Genomic DNA, 21,024 nt, shown 5'->3' on the forward strand with positions numbered 1-21,024 from the left:
AATTACCTTATTAAGAGGAACTATTTTTGGATTTTGAAAAGGAAGTGACATCAACTATGTCCACTCAAGAACAAAGGAATAACACACCACATGTACTTGTGGTTGATGACGAATATTTTAACTTTGAAATGTTGAGCATGGCTTTATCTGATGCTTTTAGGTTAAGTTATGCTGATTCAGGTAAAAGCTGCTTATCCAATGCGATAGCACACAAACCCGATGCTATATTGTTAGACGTTTGTATGCCGGGGCTAGATGGGTATGATACCTGCCGGATGTTAAAAAATACGCCAGAAACCAAGGATATTCCTGTTGTGATGGTATCAGGCTTAGAATCAGAGCAAGAGCAACAAGCAGGGTATGAAGCTGGTTGTGATGCTTATGTGATAAAGCCATTTGCCATTCAGTCCTTATTAGAAAAACTAAAATCAATGGTTTAAGGGGGAAGTAATGCTGCATGAAGATAAGCGAAGATTTATGCGTATGATGGTAAATGCACAAGCTCGGCTGACATTATTAGAGTCAGGGCTAACGTTTGAAGGCAAATGTCATGATTTAAGTGCAACAGGGCTTTCAATAGAAGTAACAGAGCCTGTTGAAGCAAACACGATGATTGAAATACATATTGATTCAACCAGCGATGCTATTCCTCCATTAAATGCCCATGCAAATGTCGTGCGCTGTGCTCAAGAGCAAGAGGGACAATTTATGCTTGGTCTGGAAATTATCGAATTTAATTAACTTTAGCTCAGAGTAAGACCCTTGATATTGCGACAAATAAATGGCTTAGTAACCAACAAGAAATTTTGTTATGTAGTATGCTACCTGAGCCATTTTTAACTCAGTTAATGGTCATTTAGCTCGCAAGAATGATCAATTTCTTAATAAAATAGGTATATCGTCACTTAATAATGTTGATGAGCTTTTGGTAATATTTATATCTTTGTAAACTAACAATCACGTATGGCTTAGCCGTAATCTTAAAGTAAGATAAAAGTTAATTTAGTACATTATCAAGTAGTTGTGAGCAAAGTCTGCTGAGTGTTGCTTGGTTATCACTGGTGCTTGAATAAGTGCGAATACCGTAAATACCCATGACTAAAAATTGAGCACGACTTTTAGCATCAGGCGTACTACTTATTTCTCCATTATCAATGGCTTTATCAAGTACGTTTGCCAAAGAGTTTTCAAAGGCATTAAGGTTATTTGCCAATACTTTGCTAACTTCTTTATCTTGTCCATCCACTTCTGACAAAGTCCTTGTGAGTAAACAAAATTTAGTAGCCTCGTTGTTTGCACAAGGGTGAGTAATATTTTTTAAAAAAGCGCTTAAAGCTGACTTTACATCGTTATGCTCTGCAACTAATGACTCAAATTGGTCATTTTTATCTTTTTGATATTGCTCTACTGATGCCAGTAACAAACCTTGTTTGTTTTTAAAAGCACAATAAATTGAGCCAGGGTGCAAACCCGTTGCTTGAGTCAGTTTTTGCATACTAGCTTTACTATAACCGTATTGCATAAATGCAGTCATAGCTTGGCGTAGGACGTGCTCTTTGTCGAATTCTGCGCTTCTCATAAATGAAATAGTCTTTAAATGTTGGCTGGGATAATAACTTAACTTGATTATTTATTCAAAAATATAACTTGAATGAGCATTCAAGAATGTGTATCTTGAACAAACATTCAAAAACTAGCACGTATAAATAATTTTAGCGAGGAATCATGACATCTACTTTATTCAAGTCGTTAAAGCTCAACGACACGCTTACTTTAAACAACCGCATTTTAATGGCACCTTTAACCCGCTGTATGGCAGATGATGACTTGGTGCCGACAGATACAATGGCCTCTTATTATGCCCGCAGAGCTGATTCAGGGCTTATAATTAGTGAAGCAACCATTATTCGCCCAGACGGACAAGGGTATCCTAATACACCGGGTCTATTTAATCAGGCGCAAGTTGATGGCTGGAAAAAAGTGACAACTGCGGTGCACAATGCCGGTGGAAAGATTTTTGCGCAGTTATGGCATGTTGGCCGTGTCGCACATCCGTATTTTTTTGGTGAAGGTGATGTATTGGCACCTTCTGCGATTGGCATTGAAGGTACAGTGCCAAGAATGAGAGACTTACAGTATCAAACGCCCAAGGAAGCATCTCAAGCGCAAATTAAGCAGTTGGTGCATGATTACGCTAATGCGGCAAAAAATGCCATCGAAGCAGGGTTTGACGGTGTAGAGATCCATGGTGCTAATGGCTATTTAATTGATCAGTTTTTGCATTATGCATCGAACCAGCGCCAAGATGAATACGGTGAGACACCGGATAACATGGCACGTTTTGCGCTAGAAGTAGTTGATGCCGTTGTTGATGCTGTGGGTGGTGAACGCGTGGGTTTACGTTTATCACCAGGTGCCTATTTTAATATGGCGCCAGATAATCGAGATAAAGCGGTGTTTGATTATTTACTATCACAACTCAATAATAAAACGCTTGCCTTTGTACATGTAGGGATTTTTGATGACAGTATGGAATTTGATTATCTGGGCGGAAAAGCGTCTGATTACATACGAAGTCTCTATAATGGCACACTCGTTGGGGTAGGCGGGTTTACACCCAGTACTGCGGAAGCTGCTCTCAAAGATGAACGCTTTGATTTAGTGGCAATAGGCCGCCCATTTATTGCTAACCCAGACTATGTCAGCAAGGTAAAAAGTCAACAACCGCTAACCGCATACAGTGACGATATGCTGGCTGAGCTTATCTAAAAGCAAAGCTACAATAAGCGTTAAGACCGCTTGATTTATAAGCTCAGATTAATCCAATGCATCATAGTGTATTGGATTTTTTGCGTGTAATTCTAGGGGCTGTTGATCTTTTAGGTATGAATTTTGTTCAAATCAAAGACTTTTATTGCTAGGAATGGACTATGTTGCATAGTGATCTATGTTAATCGCCCATGACAGTGCTATTCGGGCATTTCTCTACGTTATCACCTGACTTACATAGAGTAACAATGCGGCGAAGATCCTGCCTTGCCAAAACACAGCAAAGATCAACACGCCCTAATTGTATTAAATAAATGAGCAAAGTTTGCGACAGATAAATGGCTTAGCGACTAGGCAAAATTTGTTTTTGATGATCTATTATCACAGAAGCAATGATGGCACTATATGCAAAGTGATAATTAAAAATTTCTGTCTATACTTTTATTTAGGCTTTTTATATGAACAATCTTAGAGGGTTAAAGGCTTTTTTTAGCTCGCTAGCGTGACCAATGTTTTAATAAAATTGGTATAAGGCAAATTATGCAAGAAGCGTTACTTCACTCGGTTGTTAAGTTAACGAAGACCAGAGATGTTGATTCACTAGAATCAAGCTTACTATCTACCATTCATGAGTTTATTGGCTGTCAGCAAGTATCTATTTATAAGTCGACATGTGAGGACGACTCTTTGGAAGTTGAGTGTTGTTTAAGTTTACAGGTAACAAAAAGCAAGCAATATCACTGGAGCCAATCACAAAAGCTTGAAAACCCATGTTCAGAGCTAATATCATGCTTGAATTCAGCGTGTATTATAGCCATTCAAAGCATTGACGGCATTGAAACAAAGTGGGTACCAATCACCTTAGCGGATAAAGCAATTGGTGCGATAGCTATCAAAAGTAATGGGCTTAGCAGTTCAGACCAAGTTTTGCTAAATGCATTTTGTTGTATTTATGAGAATTATTTAACAATTTTACATGAGAACGAACGAGATAAACTGACAGGTTTACTTAATCGGCAAACATTTGATAGAAAGTTCAAACAACTAGTAGAAAAGCAAGTAGTTAAACACCATAAAACGTCAAAATCAAACCAAAACAGGCAATTACAGAGTGAAACAGTCTCTTGGCTTGCGATGCTAGATATTGATCATTTTAAGCAAGTAAATGATAATTATGGGCATGTATGTGGTGATGAAGTGTTACTCATTTTAGCGCAAACGATGCATAATTTTTTTAGAGCATCCGATTTGCTGTTTCGTTTTGGTGGTGAAGAGTTTGTTTTGGTCTTTGAACCTGCGACCTTTGAAGAAATTGATAGTGTGCTAAATAAATTTATGGATAGAATTAGGAACACTAAATTTCCTTTTGTGAATAAACTAACGGTAAGTATTGGAGTCGCAAAAGTTGGGCCTTATGACTTTCCAATTCATGTTTTAGAAAAAGCTGATAAAGCCTTGTATTGCGCAAAAACGCAAGGTAGAGATCAGGTCTGCTTTTTTGATCTTATGGAACAATCTGAAAAACTCGACAGTGATGATGAGTCGGGTATAGATTTATTTTGACGCTATCATCTAAGACGCAAATATTTTACACTGCTCACAGCCTATCAATTTACAACAGCCAGTTGAACTCCCCCACATATTCTGGTTGTAAATAGCTCGGAAAAACATAATGTTGCACATAATTCAATCTAATCGTATGGAGGTTCTACAAGCTCAGTTTCATACTTTACTTAAAAGTGCGCCATTAAGTTCCCCATTTCATAAAGAGATTGTACTAGTACAATCTCCTGGTATGTCGCAGTGGCTAAAAATAGGCTTAAGTGAAGCGCTGGGCGTTGCTGCGCAAGTAGATTTTCCACTTCCTTCGAGTTTTATTTGGCAGTTATATCAACAATTTTTGCCTAATGTGCCAAGTGAATCCCCTTACAATAAGCAAAACATGACCTGGAAGTTAGTTGCAATATTGCCAACATGTTTGGATGACCCTAAATATATTCAATTAAGTCAATACTTACATCAAGACACAGAAGGTCTAAAGCTATTTGCATTATGTGAAAAAATAGCGGATGTTTATGATCAATATTTAATGTATCGGCCACATTGGATAGCTCAATGGGATACGGGAAAAGATGAGCTTGATGATGTCGATGTTTCAATCGCATCGTGGCAACCTGATTTGTGGCGACGATTAGTAAAGCATACCCAGTTTTTAGGACAAAGTAGTTATCACCGAGCGAATATGCATCAACAACTCGTTGATGCACTTGATAGTGTCAGTAGTGAGCAATTACCTGAGCGGGTGTGTATATTTGGTCTCTCGGCAATGGCTTCAAGCCAGTTAGAAGTATTTAAAACGCTGAGTAAAAAAACCACGGTGCTACTATTTTTTTGTAACCCCAGTGAGCATTATTGGGGTGACCTAGTAGATGAAAAAACGCAGGCAAAAATCGCTGCTAAGTACGTAAAAATGCCAGAGCTTGATGCTAAAAGTACTCAAGAAGACTATTACGTTATTGGTAACCCTTTATTGTCCTCATGGGGCAAGTTGGGGCGCGATTATTTTGAGCAACTTGTGCAGCTGGACGCTCAATGGATTGATGGGTTTATTAGCGATTTTGACGATTCTTTGCTAGGCAAAGTACAACAAGAAGTATATCAACTGGCGTTCAAAGGTCAGTCACTTAGTGCAGATAAAAGTTGGTTTATTAATGAGCAAGGTAAACTTTTAATCGCATTGGATGATACTTCAATTCAATTACAAGACTGCCATACACCACTTAGAGAAGTAGAGTGTTTGCATGATCATTTACTTAGGTTATTTCATGCAGACCCACACTTAACACCTAAAGATATTATTGTCATGATGCCCGATGTTGGTACATACAGCCCCTATATTGAGGCGGTATTTGGTGCAGCAACGGGTGATCGCTATATTCCTTATGCATTGGCGGATTTATCGATTGAACAAGAAAAGCCGATACTGAGCTCATTTGTCAGCTTAGTTAATTTGCCCTTTAGTCGTTTTGGCGTGTCAGACTTGCTCGACCTTTTAGCTGTTACACCTATCGCAAGTCAATTTAATGTTCAAGAACATGAATTTTCACAGTTGAAATATTGGCTTGAGCAAGTGGGTGTTAAATGGGGCTTAAATGCTGAGCATAAAATTGAACATGATCTCCCAGCATTATCTCTCAATACTTGGCAACACGGATTAAACCGTCTGTTGCTGGGGGTTGCATCAGGTGATGAACAAATGACATTTGATGGCATTTACCCTGCTGATTTAGTGGAAGGCATGGCGGTTAATAGCTTGAGTAAATTACTGCATTTTGTTAATGCTTTAGCAGAATATAAGCAACAGCTTAATCAAGATGCAAGGCTATGCGATAAAGCTCAGCTATTAAGACAAATGATGGCGCAGTTTTATGATGCGCAAGCAGAGCAAAGCTGGGATTTACTTACCGTTGAGAAGATCATTGATGAGTTGCAAAAACATGACGATAATTTGGATATGCAAGCGCCAATATCGGCAAAAGTATTAAGTTACTTAGTCAAACAGGGAGTACAAGAAAAAGGTGTTGGTCAGCGTTTTTTAGTGGGGCCGGTGAATTTTTGTACTTTAATGCCAATGCGAGCAGTACCGTTTAAGGTAGTGTGCCTACTTGGCCTCAATGATGCAGATTATCCACGTACGGTACAACCGATTGGATTTGACTTAGTACCGCACTCTAAAAGGCAAAAAGGTGATCGGTCACGAAAATTTGATGACCGCTATTTGTTCTTAGAAGCGCTGCTCAGTGCCAGAGATCATTTTTATTTAAGCTACATTGGTCGTTCATGTTTTAATAACGAACCGCAGATGCCATCGGTGTTGGTTAGTGAGCTATTTGAGTACCTTGACCGAAGCTTTAAATACTCAGACGCATCACTCAAACCGTCAAAACAACTTCTTCAGCGTGCAACATTACAACCTTTTAATGCTGTGAATTACTTAAGCGATAATGCTTTACAAAGCTTTAACCCAGTGTGGTTAATGCAAAACACAAAAATTACGCACAAACCACTTTTACCGCTTAACGTGCCAATTGAGAAACAAGTCGAGATTCAACAATTTTTATTTACTGTACTGGCTCCGCAAAAAGCGTTCTACACCAAAACGCTAGGCTTGAGGTTAAATGAACAAGTAGTGATAAACAAAGATGAAGAGCCATTTATGCTCGATACGCTTGAGCGCTACTATTATCTGGATGAACTACTTGCTTATGCGCTAAGGGGTGAACAAGTTAACCTTGAGCAAATAATCCAACGAGGTAATTTACCTCAAGCTGCAGTCGGACAGCTGCAGCTAACACGCCTGCAGCAACGTATTCAGCCCATGGTTGAGCAATTAAAAGCACAAGTGCAGCAGCCCAGAGCACCTTTAGAAGTGCGTTTAATGGTTGGTAGTTATATGTTACTAGGTTGGCTAGATGCGCTCTATGACAACAAGCAAATATTTTATCGCAGTGCCAGTATCAAAGCCAAAGATAAGGTGAAAGGCTTTTTAATGCATTGCATTGCACAGTGCTGCGATGAACCTGTACACACGTATATTTATGGCTTAGACGAGCTAGTAACTTTTGCACCGTTAGAAAAACAACAAGCCGATGACTTTTTACAAAAATGGTTACATTTTTATCAACAGTGTTTAAATCAACCAATGCCGTTTTTTGTTAGTACAGCGTATGAACTTGTAGCAACCAAAGATATAGGTAAAGCCGCAGCTAAGTTTAATGGCGGCCAATATATAGGATATGGAGAAAGCGAAGACCCTTATGTAGCCTTAAATTACACAAGCCTTGAACAGATAAGTGAACAACTGCATGACATCAGCCATGCCTTACTAGCTGATATTGTAGCGCTTGCTAAGGAGCAGCGATATGCAGACGCTTAACCCACAAAGTATGCCGCTGCTTGGCAGTAGCTTAATTGAAGCTAGCGCAGGCACGGGCAAAACGTACACAATTACAGGGCTGTATTTGCGTTGCTTACTGGGTTTACAAGTGCCAGCACAACAACAAATGCCATTGTCGGTAGAGCAAATACTGGTTGTTACCTTTACGGAAGCCGCTACACAAGAGATCAAAGACAGGGTACGTTCTCGTATTTTATTGGCCAGAGACACGCTGTTGGGTGAACAATGCAATGATGAATTAGTAAACCGTGTTTTGTGTCAAATTGAAGATAAGCATAACGCGTTTACATTGTTAGACGCAGCGGCAAAATCAATGGATGAAGCCGCTATTTTTACTATTCATGGCTTTTGTCAGCGAATGTTAAAACAACATGCGTTTGAGTCGAATGTTGCGTTTAACCTTGAGTTTGTATTAGATGAGTCAGAGTTAGTGCTTGAAGCCATAAAAGATCATTGGCGCAGCTTTGTGTATCCGTTAGATAAAGACACGACACAAGCTATTATAGAGCATTATCCAAGCCCTCATGCACTGGCTGGTAAAGTGATGAAGCTACTTGCTAAAGAACACGCGGTGATCACGCCCAAATTGGCGCTGGCAGATGTGCTTGAAGCAAGAAAGCAATATCAGCAACAAGCCAGCAAGTTTAAAAAGGTACTACTGAGCAGTGATTTTTTTAGCGTGTTGGCAAATTCTGGTTTGGCAAAAAATAAAGCGCCGGGTAGGGCGAATAATATTGATGCCCTGATCACATATTGCCAAAGTGAGCAGTGGTATTTTGAATTTGGTAGTGCTAAACATTCTTTTGCCCTTTGGGGGCAAGACTCTTTGTCAAATACCGCGAATTATAAAAAAGGGGCAAGTGTTATTATGCACCCAATGTTGGCTGAGTTTGATGTAATGGCGCAGCTACATAATCAAGTAAGCAAAGGGTTAAGCATTGCTATTTTGCAGCACAGTGTGAGCGAGGTGCGTAGATTATTGCAATCGCATAAAATACAACATGGGTTGATAAGCCCAGATGATTTATTGCGACAGCTCTTTGAGGCATTAAACAATGAACAAGGGCATATATTACAGCAAAAAATTGTACAGTTGTTTCCAGTTGCCATGATTGATGAATTTCAAGATACCGATCCTATTCAGTATGGTATTTTCAACGCTATTTATGGCAAAGAGACTGATAAAAATGACACTGCCTTGACCATGATTGGTGACCCTAAACAGGCCATTTATGGCTTTCGAGGCGCTGATATTTTTACCTATATTCATGCTAAGCAACAGGTCAAAGAGCAAAACCAATATACATTAGCAACTAATTATCGCTCCGCAGAGGGGGTTGTGAAAGCTGTTAATGCATTATTTACCTCTCACGCGCATAGTTTTATTTACAATCAAGCCATTCCGTTTGTATCGGTCAAAGCTAAAGGCAAGTCAGTAGATGACAGCTTTTTATGCCCGTCGTTAGGCAGTGCCTCTTTACAATTTAGTGTATATCAAGACCCGTCCCCTGTTACCAGTAAATCTCAAGCTTTGTCAGTACTTGCCAAGACATATGCGAATAAAATTGCACAGCTATTGGGTGAGGCGCAAAGAGGGCGGGCGTCAATCGGCTCGGTAGCAGTGCAAGCCGGTGATGTATGCGTGCTGGTACGAGATAGAAATGAAGCAAGCATAATGAAGTCTGCACTTGCACAATTGGCTATTCCTAGTGTTTATTTAGCAAGAGATAGTATATTTAGCCAGCCTATTACCCATGCTATTTTGAGCTTTTTAGATGTATTACATGGCAAATATGACGAAGCAGCACTGCGAGGTATTTTAGTTAGCCCTTTGTTTGCGTTGAACTATCAGCAAATTTATCAACTGCGAGAAGATGAGCGGCAATGGCAAATGTATTTAGATCAATTCGCACAACTACAAAAACTTTGGTATAAACAAGGCGCTATGGCAATGCTTGAGCAGTTATTGGTACAAAACCAATTGCCAAAACTGTGGCAAGCATCAGGGTATAACGTTGAGCGTTGGCTAACAGATTATCGTCATTTGGCTGAGCTTTTACAGCAAAAACAAATTGAGCTAGATGGCACTTTGCGGGTGCTACGCTGGCTGAGTAGTCAATGCCAGCAAGTTCAGCAAGGCAGTGCTCAGGTACGACTAGAAAGTGACGCTGACTTAGTCAAAATAGTCACTATGCATGCGTCTAAAGGATTAGAGTACCCAATCGTATATATTCCATTTGCAAGTAGTTACCGAGAGGCCAGTGATGCCGTATTTCATCGAGATGGGCAGTTAGTTTATTCACTCGATGCTGATGATGAACAAAGTGCACAAGCAGAGCAAGAGCGTTTAGCTGAAGATATTCGACTGTTATATGTGGCACTAACTCGTGCCATTCATTTTTGTGATGTAGGGTTGTTTAACATAGCTGCTGGTAGAAGTAAAAAGCCAGGCATTACGCAAACAGCAGTCGGTTACGTACTTTTTGCAAATCAACCCTTTGAAACGCAACAGCAGTGGCATGAAGCACTACAAAAATTTTGTGATGGGCAAGCAGATATATCATTGTGCTGGATAACAACTGATGATAACTCAGGCGATGAGTTGGCAAACAAAACAGCACCTGAGCAAGTTTTAACGGTTAAACCTGTCACAATATCGATTGAACGTGATTGGCGTGCAACGAGTTTTAGTCAGTTAAGTTACCACAGCCATAGTGATGAACGACCGCTGGGGGCGTTGGATGAAAACCACCAGCTTGATTTACCAGATAATGTTATAAGTATGCAAAAAGCAGTGCTTAATTCGTATACCTTTCCTAAAGGGGCAAAGCCCGGAAGTTGCTTACATGAAATTTTTGAGCAAATTAATTTTACCGCACCCAATACCCCCTCAGGTGAGCAGTTATCGCTGAGTGAGGCAGTAGAAAAAAGCTTAAATAAGTATCATATTGATGAACAGTGGCAAGCATCGGTGCAAGGCTGGATACAAGCATGCTTAAATTGCCCTTTAGACATGGAAAATGATTTGCAGTTGGCAAAATTAAGCCCCCGTGATTGCCTTGTTGAGATGGAGTTTTATTTGCCACTTGAGCCATTAAAAGCAAACGAGTTAAATCGTTTAGTGAGTGCTATTACAGGTCAACATAGCCAGCTACAATTTGATCAAGTAAAAGGGTTGTTAAAAGGTTTTATTGACTTAATTTTTGTATATCAAGGTAAGTATTACATTTTGGACTACAAGTCGAACTATTTAGGTGACACACATAGCGACTATCAAGCAAATAACTTAAAGTTAGCGATGGATGCGCATCAATATCACCTACAGTATATGATTTATTCTGTGGCACTACATCGGCTGCTAAAACAACGTTTAGCACAGTATGATCCTCAAATTCATTTAGGTGGCGTTTACTATTTGTTTTTGCGGGCGTTGCCTGATGCTGCAGGCATCTATTTTAACAAATTAAGTACTGAACAATTACAGCAATTAGATGCACTGTTTACACAAGGTCGATTATTATGAGCCAGCTTGACTTATTTGCAGACTCAGAACTGATTGATTTTGATCATGATGTTTATATAAATATCTTATTGCAACAGTCTCGCATTCGTCATGCAGATCTTGGGTTAGCTAAATTATTGAACTACCAACGCATTGATGAAAACTTTTATGTCATTTTATTGCTACTTCGAGCAGAGCAACAACAGCATAGCTGTTTGGTCTTTGACGACGTTGATTGGTTTGACCCATTCCTATTGAAAATATGCCAACTGGATAGCCCACAAGCACCATGGCTAGCCAATGAGGCTCTTGTAATATGGCAGCAACTTGCAATTCATCCTGCTATCGGAGAAGGCAAGCCTTTAGTCTTGTTTCGCGATAAATTATACCTGTCACGTTTAGCCAACTATGAAGCATTGCTAGCTGAGCGCTTTTTACTGATGCAAAAGCAGCCTTTAAGCGTTGATCAAAAGATGCTGAAAAAATTACTTAATGCCTATTTTCCAAGTAAGCAAGAAGAAACAATAGATTGGCAAAAAGTTGCCTGTGCAATGGCTACAATTAGTGGTTTTTGTGTTATCACAGGAGGTCCTGGTACAGGAAAAACCACCACGGTAACAAAATTATTAGCAATTTTGCAGTCGCTTTATATTCAGGCACCGCTGACAATCAAGCTGGTGGCACCGACAGGAAAGGCAGCAGCAAGGTTAAGTGAATCAATTTTAGGAGCAAAAGCAAAGTTAGGTCTAGATGAAAAATTGTATGAGCTGATCCCTGAGCAAGCTCAAACCATTCATCGCTTACTGGGTGTTATCCCTCAAAGTAATCAATATCGACATAACCAATTCAATCCATTGCATCTAGATTTGTTAATTATTGATGAAGCTTCAATGGTCGACTTGTCGCTATTAGCAAAGTTGATGCAAGCCCTACCAAATCACGCAAGATTAATATTACTGGGAGATAAAGATCAGCTGGCATCGGTTGATACTGGAAGTGTTTTGAGTGATTTATGTCAGCAGCTACTACTTAATAGCCAACCAAGTTATAGCCAAGTGCTATGTGATAAATTAAACACGCTATGTTTTGCGGGCAAAGCACAGTTGCAGGGTCAAAACAGTGAATTTGCCTTATCAGATAGTGTGGCATTTTTACAAAAAAGCCACCGATTTGATAGTCGTAGTGGCATTGGTCAGCTAGCCTTGGCGGTAAATAATAATGACACTAAATTGCTCAGACAAACACTGAACAAAGGTTATGACGATATTGCTCTAATGACCCTTACGAATGAGCAATATCAGGCCTTAATTGAACGCTCAGCAGAGCAATATGGTACTTATTTGAAATTGATGCACCAAGGTGCAGATGTCATCGCTATACACCGAGCGTTTGCTCAATATCAGCTATTAGCAGCACTCAGAGAAGGTCCTTATGGAGTAGAGCAGTTAAACAGGCGTATTGAACAAGCACTTTACGTTAAACAGTTAATTCAACCGACGACGCGTCATTATGCAGGCCAGCCCATTATGGTTGGCGAAAATGACTATCAGTTAAAACTATTTAATGGTGATATTGGTATTTTGCTAATTGATGAACAAGGCCAGCTAAAAGCTACATTTATTGATGAACAAGGGGGAGTTAGGGCATTCTATCCTGCTCGTTTACCGCGCCATGAAAATGTGTATGTGATGACCATACACAAATCACAAGGGTCTGAGTTTGTGCATACGGCAATGATTTTGCCACCTTTACAAAGATCATCTATCGGTATAAATCGACAGCTAGTTTATACGGGTATTACGCGTGCAAAATCGTACTTTGAATTAGTGGCTCAAGAGCAGGTATTGCTTAATGCCATGAATCGTTCTGTGTCTCGATGCTCAGGATTACGAGATAGGTTAATGAAAAATTAACAAGTAGATAATGTGTTGTGTTATTTGTGAACTGCCCTATAGTTTTTATGTAGGCTTTGAATTACTACAAACCTACTTCCCTTAATACTCCACTGCCCAGTGGGTCGCATATGCCGCCATAATTGAATGATTATGGCGGCGTTTTTCAAAGCTAACCTCAGCTCTGGGGCAGCGAATTTGTTCAACAGGGCTATTTTGCCCATCTTCTGGGTTGCTTTCATTTGTAATAGCTGGCAATTACTACGTAAAAGTGCCTTTATATTGAGTAAAATATCATCTTCAAAACCCTTATCCAAACCTGAGGTTAAACTGTTCATTTCGCGTAATGAAATCCTTTGATTTGAACAAAATTCATACCTCAAAGATTAATAGGCTCTAGTCATTTATCTATCGCAATATCAGATCAATTATTGAATGCCATTGGTATAACAATAAAAGCTGTGTTTTTATTGCAGGTGGTTGTATGAAAAAAACTCAGCATATATGATAAATTGACAAAGTTTCAATGATATGTTTTAACAGATTAAAGCAATTACTTTAATCTGGGGCAAGTATGAAAACGTTAGAACAGCAATTGGTAAATTATGCTAAATACCATAGAGATAAGCGCAATATTGCCACACATTTTTTTGGCATACCCGTTATTGTGATTGCCGTTATATTTTTGCTTTATATTCCAATACTTGAAATGAATACGGTTATACTTACTCCGGCTTTAATTGTCACCCTACTCAGTTGTGCTTATTACATACGATTGGATTTTCGTCTGGGTGCGCTCATGTCTGTTTGTTTGGCTTTAATTTACGCTGGGGTAAAGCAGTGTTACCTTGTTTGGCCCTATGCTGAAGTATGGTTTTATAGTATTGGTGTTGTATTGTTTGTAATTGGTTGGGTAGTGCAATTTATAGGGCACTATTTTGAAGGAAAAAAACCTGCATTTGTCGACGATTTGATGGGCTTAATAATAGGGCCTTTGTTTGTGGTGGTAGAGGGGCTTTTCTTGTTAGGGCTGATGAAACATTTAGAACAGCAGATTATTGCTAAAGCGGGAGCATATCGTTAGAGCTAAGAAAATATCAAGGGCATGTTTATCCTTTACAGCAAGAAACAAGCCCTAGCTCCACCGTGACGATTTAAATCGACATTCGTGTTTCGAGCTTATGACCTTTGATAATCGTAATATCTTGGCTATTTAGACGCAATTTTCCATTGTTAGTCTCAATTAAATAGCCAAGCTCTGGGTATTCATCAGCGCCGGCTTCAGTTAATTGTTTACGAGCTCTGTGCACCATAATATTCATATGGTTCATTTGTACGCCTAGTGCTTTGATCAAATCTTCTCTGTATATCCACCCTTGCTGATCTTGTTCTACGGCATTGTCTTTGTCTTGAATACGTAAACGGGCCAACAGTAATAGTAAGTAGTGATGACTGCGAACGCCTAAATCGATGGTATTGCCATTTAAACTCACTGACAGCTGTGTTGCTTCTTCATCTTGACTAACAGCAAAAGATAGTCCGCATGGTTTCACGTTCGGTAAACGGTCTAGGTGCTTGGTCATCGCAGCTGTCCCTGCAGCGTAAAATACCCACTGATTATTAAAGGCACTTAAAAGTCCCCCATCAATCAGTGCTTGGCGGTCACTGGTATTTAGGTCTTCTAAAAACCAATAGTTCAGCATTTTATCAAAGTAGATAATATGTGTTGGATTTTCATCATTGGGTAGTAACAGCTGGTCTGATACTTCTATCACCTGTTGATCATCGGTTTGTGATACTAAATATTGGCATTGTGCGCTGAGATTTGCGACCACATATGAGTTTTGTCCAGGTGCAGCGAAATCTAATTTGTCATTTTCACAAAGTTGATAGGGCAGGTTTTTGTCAATTTTTTTATCGTTAATCCAAATACCGTTCGTACTCACATCACGAATAAGCCATTTGTCCTGAGACAGCTCAATAATGGCATGATGACGCGATACCCCTGGTTGATCGATTAAACTGTCTACATTGAACTTATAGCGGCCAATCGTATGATAGCTTTTTAAATATACTTTAGTGAGTTTCTGTTCATCAATAAGATAAGCCATTAATATGTCCTTACATTACCATATAGTGTTGTCATTAAGCGTAATAAAGTGGTTTTTTGCCAAGACTATTATTCCATTTACTTTTCACTTAGAGTTCTTTCTAAGATAACGATAGCGCATTTATTTTCGCTTAAATTTAATAAATCTAAATTTTACATCAATAGTTTAGAGATTTTTCTTGGATTAGCCAATTACATCCGATTACATCGATTGCCATTCCAGCTTGCGCATTATTGCAGAATAAACCATAGTGTTATACTTGCTATTAGTTAGGAAGCTCAAATGAATGAATTTAAAAAATTGAGTACGGTTAAGTTAGAAAACGTATACAACTTTTGCAACCCTTATGATTCAGAACCGTTGTTGTTAGAGTCGAGCGCTTTAAAAGTTGTTACCGATTTTACTCGACGAGCGCCTCAGTTGATCCTAAAAGATGTTGATATAGACCATGCTCTTTATATGATGGTAAATGGCCATGTTCGTTCCAAGTTAGTTATTGATCATGATGATACCTTCTTGGGAGTGGTTAACTCTCGGGACTTAACGGGTCGAAAGGTCTTAAGCATGGCACAAAAATTAAGCCAAGCACGAAGCGATCTGAGTGTCGAAGATGTGATGACCTGTAAAAGTGAGCTGCATGCGTTGCCATATAGTTCGGTTAAAAGCGCTAAAATTGGCGATATTATTGAAACACTTAAAGACATTGGGCAGCAACATGTATTGCTTGTTAATAAAAGGGGAGGGCTTAGGGGCATGATTTCAGCCAGTGATATTGCCAGAGCCTTACATATTCCAGTTAATATCCTTCAAAAGGCACATTCTTTCAAAGAGGTTTTTGCCATTATCCATGCGCATGAAGATATGTTTGCTTCATAATGCCAATTTTATTAAAACATAGAACATGTTTGTAAGCTAAATGACCATGTATTTAATGCAATTGGCATAATATATTTTGGTGCTGCTAACACGTTAGTGAGCACACCAAAATAGGGGCTGTAGATCTTTGAAGTATGAATTTCGTTCAAATCAAAGGCTTTCAGTACGCGAAATGAGTAATGCAGCATAATAATTTATGTCAGTTGCGAATGACAAAGTAGAGGAAGCCTTTGATTGAACCCTTTGGGCAGCGCCATTCGAGCACTTTTTCTACGTTATCACCTGACTTACATAGAATAACTATGCGACGCAGGTTCTGCCTTGCCAAAATACCCGAATGACTGCTGTAAAAACACACAGCAAAGATCAACAGCCCCTAATCGCAAACGATGTTAGTGATTATTTATAAGGTAGTCTAAAGCGCCTGTTATAGCTCCAACTTGACCATCGATGCAGTTTTGAGGCGTAGCCGATGCACCATCAGGGTAAACTTCAGTGGTGGTGACGTAAGGCGCTGATGTCATTCCCATACATAAACCCAAAGCCGTCCCATCGTAATTTATCACGCCAAATTGTTCCACAGGCACGCCAATCAGTTGGTTAGATGCATCAGCAGGGGCGATAGGGGTGACGGTTGCAACTTTTTCTATAATAGCGCTTTGAAATTCAGGTTGTGGCGTTTGCGTGTGACCTACAAGATAAAACCCATCTGGAATATTCCAATTATGGTTTTGTACACCATCTCTTGCCGCAAGGGCAGGCCTAAACTCACTGTTGTCTGTATCGGTTGTTTCGTGTAAATCAACATGGCACAAAATGTCACAATTAAGGGCGGTTATATACTCCATTGCTAATTGCGACTCATCTGCGGGAGAGTTTTCATAAAATGAGCGGTTAGGGTCTATGGCATTTGGGTTCCAGCGGTTAATGGTTTCATAACCCCAAGGGCTAATGCATGGCAAGATAATGATATTGAATGTTTTTTCATAGTGTGAAACATGGTGTTGAGCAAATGACAATGCGCCATGTACGCCACTGGTTTCATAACCATGTACGCCACCTGTTACAAGTACTGTTGGTTTATTTGGTTGCCAATTTTTACTCTTCAAGGCATACAGGGGATAGCAGCTGTTGTGGTAGTTTAATGTGCCGTACTGTTCTTTGCACAGTTGCGTTTCTAGCGCATTTATTTGTGAAACAACATCTTTAAAATAGCTTCGTTTTACCTGTTGTTCATTAAGCCACTGCTGTTTGTGATGTGCTTGCCAAGGCTGGTTGGGTTCGCCAATAGAGTAGGGTTTTGACATAACAGTCTCAAATAGTTAAACAAAACCCAATCCTATGTGCTTTGAGAAGCGCGTGCAAATTACTGCGCTAAATAACCAAATTTCTTGAGCTTTAACTCTTGTAGGTTGGAAAATTGAAAGCTTAAAAAATGTATATTTACCTCAGAGGTTGATATTTTAGTCATTTTAATACCGCAGTACTTTTTTACTGAGATGTGCGTAATTTGTTCGACAGGAATATACACCCTTCTGCCAAGTGCAGATACGTAGTGAAGGCCATTGTTACATAAACTGGCTTTTCGTTTACCTGAAAGAGCGAGTACTAAATTGACGTTTATTGCGCTAACAAGAATAAAAGATAAGATCATTGCATTCTTTAGTAATAAGTTATCATGGCTATTAGTGACAACAGCAGATATAGCGAGTAGCGTGATAACTATTGATATAGCAATAGTATAAAAGGGAACATTAACTTGTAGTCTAAGTTCTTTCATTATCTGGTATTCCATTATTTTAAAAATATTATCGGTAAGGCTGTTTAGAATAATGGCACAAAGTGGATGAATTATGGAGGGGGAAGAATTTCACCTTATTACAGGACAGGGTAGCTAAGCATGAAAATGGATTAACGATTAAACCGCTTTATGTATGTTCCAAAAAATAGCTCTGAGCTAGCTTTGTTAAGCCTCAGTACTATGTATAAGTTGTGCAAGTTCTCTATGAAGTACATCATCATCGCCAACATTAAGCTCAATCAAACGTTTTAAGTGAGTGACGCTATCTAAGTCAATTTGACTGCAATGCAGGCCTAAATGGTCATGTTCAATATGGCGTACTTCGACTTCCATTGAAATAGTAATCTCACTTTCAGGTAGCGTAAGTTTAATACTGGCTAATTCATTTTTTAAAGGCACATAGCCTTTAGGTAGCGTTACAAGTGCGCCCTTTAGTGATAAGTCGAGCAATTGGCAGTGGTAGTCACCGCCAGCTGTCATTAATAGTGCAGGTGTTGAAAACAGTACCCGTGTAAACTTTCTACGTTCTTCCATTGCTGTGCCTATGTGTGCATACTTGTTTTAAGCATAGTTGCTTATTGCAGCCATTACCAAATATAAAAAAGCCTCTTATTATCGAGGCTTATCTAGGGCGTGTTTATCTTTGCTGTTTGTTTTTGCAGCAGTGTGTTGGCGATTTAGGCAAGGAAGAGGCTGCTCCGCAGGGGCTTCGTAGCATAGTTTTCTATGTGAGTAGCCGATAACGCTGAATAAATCGTCAACACGCGTGGCTCTTAGAGTTCAACCAAAGGCTTCCACTACTTTGTCATTCGCAACTGACATAAATCATTATGCTGCATTACTCATTTCGCGTACTGAAAGCCTTTGATTTGAACAAAATTCATACCTCAAAGATAAACACGCCCTAATCTGTTGTTAGCCAATCTTTTTATATTTAATACGTTTTGGCTCGGCGGCGGCTGCACCATAGGTTTTTTTCAACCACTCTTCATATTCAGTGTAGTTGCCATCAAAGAAGTTCACCTGACCTTCATCACGATAGTCAAGAATATGCGTTGCGATACGGTCTAAGAACCAACGGTCATGAGAAATACACATAACACTGCCCGGAAACTCCAAAATAGCATTCTCTAGTGCGCGCAGAGTTTCAACGTCAAGATCATTGGTTGGCTCATCCAGCAAAATTACGTTACCACCAGCTTTTAGTAGCTTTGCAAGGTGCAAACGGTTGCGTTCCCCCCCTGAAAGCTCCTTTACAAATTTTTGCTGATCATTGCCTTTAAAGTTAAATCGACCAACATAAGCGCGGCTTGGGATCTCAAAGTTACCAATTTTTAAGATGTCTTGGCCATCAGCAATTTCTTGGAAGACGGTGTTGTTGTCACCCATATTATCGCGAAACTGATCAACAGCTGCTAATTCAACAGTGTCACCTACTACAATGTTTCCGCCGGTCGGTTGCTCTTCACCGCTTAGCATTTTGAATAAGGTTGATTTACCCGCACCATTGGCTCCAATGATGCCTACAATGGCACCTTTTGGAACATTAAAGCTTAAGTCATCAATTAACACACGGTTGCCAAAACTTTTGTTTAAGTTTTTAACCTCAATCACTTGATCGCCTAAGCGCGGGCCAGGTGGAATAAATAACTCGTTAGTCTCGTTACGTTTTTGATAATCTGATTGCTGCATTTCAGTAAATTGAGCCATACGCGCCTTAGACTTGGCTTGTCGACCCTTCGGATTAGAGCGCACCCATTCCAGCTCTTTTTCGATTGATTTTTGACGTGCTTTTTCAGATTTATCTTCTTGCTTTAAGCGAGCGTCTTTTTGTTCAAGCCATGAAGAATAGTTACCTTCCCATGGAATCCCATGACCACGGTCAAGCTCTAAAATCCAGCCAGCTACATTATCTAAGAAGTAGCGGTCGTGGGTAATTGCTACCACAGTGCCTTCATAGTCATGTAAAAAACGCTCTAACCAAGCGACAGATTCAGCATCTAAGTGGTTAGTTGGCTCATCAAGAAGCAGCATATCGGGCTTTTCTAGTAATAATCGACAAATTGCAACTCGGCGGCGCTCACCCCCTGAAAGGTGTTCAATTTTTGCATCCCACTCAGGCAAACGTAATGCGTCGGCTGCTCGCTCTAGTACGTTGTCAATATTATGGCCATCGTGCGCTTGAATGATTGCTTCAAGCTGGCCTTGCTCCTTGGCGAGTGCGTCAAAGTCAGCGTCTTCCATTGCGTATTCAGCATATACTTCATCAAGACGAGTTAAAGCATTTTTTACCTCACCCAGTGCTTCTTCTACTGTTTCTCGTACAGTTTTGCTTTCATCTAACACCGGTTCCTGTGGCAGATAGCCAATTTTTGTACCAGGCTGAGGACGAGCTTCGCCTTCAAACTCTTTATCAATGCCAGCCATAATGCGCAGCAGTGTTGATTTACCTGATCCGTTTAAACCAAGTACCCCAATTTTAGCGCCCGGGAAAAAGCACAGCGAAATATCTTTTAGGATAGTTCTTTTGGGTGGTACAACTTTGCTCACCCGCGACATTGTATAAATATATTGAGCCATGAGATTCCAAATCTTAATTATATAGTTGAGCGTTATTTTAGTGAAAGCATCGCCTTGGGGCAATGCTATTGGGGTATTTTGTCTATGTTATCACCTGACTTACATAGAATAACTATGTGACGCAAGCCCTGTTTTGGGGAAATACCCGAATAACTCCTGCAAAAACACGCTGTAAAGGTCAACACGCCCTAAGGTATGAGTTTTTATTAGCTAGGTAATCCAAGATTATTATTTAACAAATGTGTATGAAAGAGGTTTTGCTTATTCACATATGAATATTCTCATATCCAGTGGGTAAGATTATAAAAGTAGGTCATATTTGACCTGTTTTAGAACCAAGAAAACGGTAAGATTAGCCTACATTGAGAACAACTGTTTAGACAAATTGTAAATAATCCCTTGTCAGACTTAAACACCATTTTTAGTTTGTACCTATTGGACAAAACTTCTTATTAAAGTCGTCCTCTAAAGAGGGATTTCGCCAAGAACACGGGTTTAAGCAAACATGTCTTACGGAATAGGACCATGTTTAACCT

At 39.6% G+C, this 21,024-nt stretch carries 16 protein-coding genes; 9 read left to right on the plus strand and 7 right to left on the minus strand.

Going from position 1 to position 21,024, the window contains the following annotated elements; genetic code table 11:
• Window positions 1-56: 56 nt before the first annotated feature.
• Both OCI93_RS09995 and OCI93_RS10000 read left to right on the plus strand, forming a co-directional pair.
• Window positions 57-440, plus strand: coding sequence for a response regulator (locus tag OCI93_RS09995; protein ID WP_261592434.1), 384 nt, complete (start codon window positions 57-59; stop codon window positions 438-440).
• Window positions 441-450: 10 nt separating this feature from the next.
• Window positions 451-741, plus strand: coding sequence for a PilZ domain-containing protein (locus tag OCI93_RS10000; RefSeq protein ID WP_261592290.1), 291 nt, complete (start codon window positions 451-453; stop codon window positions 739-741).
• A 256-nt stretch (window positions 742-997) separates the two neighbouring features.
• On the opposite strand, the gene OCI93_RS10005 is transcribed toward OCI93_RS10000, so the two are convergent.
• The gene (locus OCI93_RS10005; RefSeq protein ID WP_261592291.1) at window positions 998-1,579 is read right to left on the minus strand and encodes a TetR/AcrR family transcriptional regulator; all 582 of its coding nucleotides are present in this window, start codon (window positions 1,577-1,579) and stop codon (window positions 998-1,000) included.
• A gap of 146 nt (window positions 1,580-1,725) precedes the next feature.
• On the opposite strand from OCI93_RS10005, the gene OCI93_RS10010 reads away from it, so the two are divergent.
• The 5 genes from OCI93_RS10010 to recD all read left to right on the plus strand — a co-directional run bounded on the left by OCI93_RS10010 (window position 1,726) and on the right by recD (window position 13,141).
• Window positions 1,726-2,769, plus strand: coding sequence for an alkene reductase (locus OCI93_RS10010; RefSeq protein ID WP_261626317.1), 1,044 nt, complete (start codon window positions 1,726-1,728; stop codon window positions 2,767-2,769).
• Between the two features lie 540 nt (window positions 2,770-3,309).
• Window positions 3,310-4,332 carry a GGDEF domain-containing protein gene (locus OCI93_RS10015; RefSeq protein ID WP_261592293.1) on the plus strand — a complete coding sequence of 341 codons (1,023 nt, stop codon included), beginning with the start codon at window positions 3,310-3,312 and terminating at the stop codon, window positions 4,330-4,332.
• A 109-nt stretch (window positions 4,333-4,441) separates the two neighbouring features.
• Window positions 4,442-7,705, plus strand: coding sequence for an exodeoxyribonuclease V subunit gamma (recC, locus tag OCI93_RS10020; protein WP_261626318.1), 3,264 nt, complete (start codon window positions 4,442-4,444; stop codon window positions 7,703-7,705).
• Window positions 7,692-11,249: an exodeoxyribonuclease V subunit beta gene (recB, locus tag OCI93_RS10025; RefSeq protein WP_261626319.1), complete on the plus strand. Its 3,558-nt coding sequence runs from the start codon at window positions 7,692-7,694 to the stop codon at window positions 11,247-11,249. The genes recC and recB overlap by 14 nt, the downstream gene beginning before the upstream one ends.
• A complete protein-coding gene (gene recD / locus OCI93_RS10030) occupies window positions 11,246-13,141 on the plus strand; it encodes an exodeoxyribonuclease V subunit alpha (RefSeq protein WP_261626320.1) in 1,896 nt (631 codons plus the stop codon). Before recB ends, recD begins: the two co-directional genes overlap by 4 nt.
• 81 nt (window positions 13,142-13,222) lie before the next feature.
• On the opposite strand, the gene OCI93_RS10035 is transcribed toward recD, so the two are convergent.
• Window positions 13,223-13,378, minus strand: coding sequence for a hypothetical protein (locus tag OCI93_RS10035; RefSeq protein WP_261626321.1), 156 nt, complete (start codon window positions 13,376-13,378; stop codon window positions 13,223-13,225).
• Window positions 13,379-13,694: 316 nt separating this feature from the next.
• Between OCI93_RS10035 and OCI93_RS10040 the strand changes: the two genes are divergently transcribed.
• Window positions 13,695-14,204 (plus strand): Mpo1 family 2-hydroxy fatty acid dioxygenase, encoded by a 510-nt coding sequence (locus OCI93_RS10040; protein ID WP_261592297.1) that lies wholly within the window; start codon window positions 13,695-13,697, stop codon window positions 14,202-14,204.
• 70 nt (window positions 14,205-14,274) lie between these two features.
• Here the strand turns inward: OCI93_RS10040 and OCI93_RS10045 are convergent, their stop codons facing one another.
• A complete protein-coding gene (locus tag OCI93_RS10045; RefSeq protein WP_261592298.1) occupies window positions 14,275-15,231 on the minus strand; it encodes an FHA domain-containing protein in 957 nt (318 codons plus the stop codon).
• A 282-nt stretch (window positions 15,232-15,513) separates the two neighbouring features.
• On the opposite strand from OCI93_RS10045, the gene OCI93_RS10050 reads away from it, so the two are divergent.
• On the plus strand, window positions 15,514-16,107 hold the full coding sequence (locus OCI93_RS10050; protein WP_261592299.1) for a CBS domain-containing protein: 594 nt from the start codon (window positions 15,514-15,516) through the stop codon (window positions 16,105-16,107).
• Window positions 16,108-16,499: 392 nt separating this feature from the next.
• Here OCI93_RS10050 and OCI93_RS10055 read toward each other — a convergent pair whose 3' ends face one another.
• From OCI93_RS10055 to ettA, 4 genes are all read right to left on the minus strand, one after another.
• Window positions 16,500-17,414: a M14 family metallopeptidase gene (locus OCI93_RS10055; RefSeq protein WP_261626322.1), complete on the minus strand. Its 915-nt coding sequence runs from the start codon at window positions 17,412-17,414 to the stop codon at window positions 16,500-16,502.
• A gap of 59 nt (window positions 17,415-17,473) precedes the next feature.
• Window positions 17,474-17,887, minus strand: a complete 414-nt coding sequence (locus tag OCI93_RS10060) for a hypothetical protein (protein ID WP_261626323.1) — start codon at window positions 17,885-17,887, stop codon at window positions 17,474-17,476.
• Between the two features lie 186 nt (window positions 17,888-18,073).
• Window positions 18,074-18,442, minus strand: coding sequence for a PilZ domain-containing protein (locus tag OCI93_RS10065; RefSeq protein WP_261592302.1), 369 nt, complete (start codon window positions 18,440-18,442; stop codon window positions 18,074-18,076).
• A gap of 381 nt (window positions 18,443-18,823) precedes the next feature.
• Window positions 18,824-20,488, minus strand: a complete 1,665-nt coding sequence (gene ettA, locus OCI93_RS10070; RefSeq protein ID WP_261592303.1) for an energy-dependent translational throttle protein EttA — start codon at window positions 20,486-20,488, stop codon at window positions 18,824-18,826.
• Window positions 20,489-21,024 lie beyond the last annotated feature (536 nt).

Origin of the sequence: Pseudoalteromonas holothuriae, from assembly GCF_945859825.1 — a bacterium.
GTDB classification, from domain to species: Bacteria; Pseudomonadota; Gammaproteobacteria; order Enterobacterales; family Alteromonadaceae; genus Pseudoalteromonas; species Pseudoalteromonas holothuriae.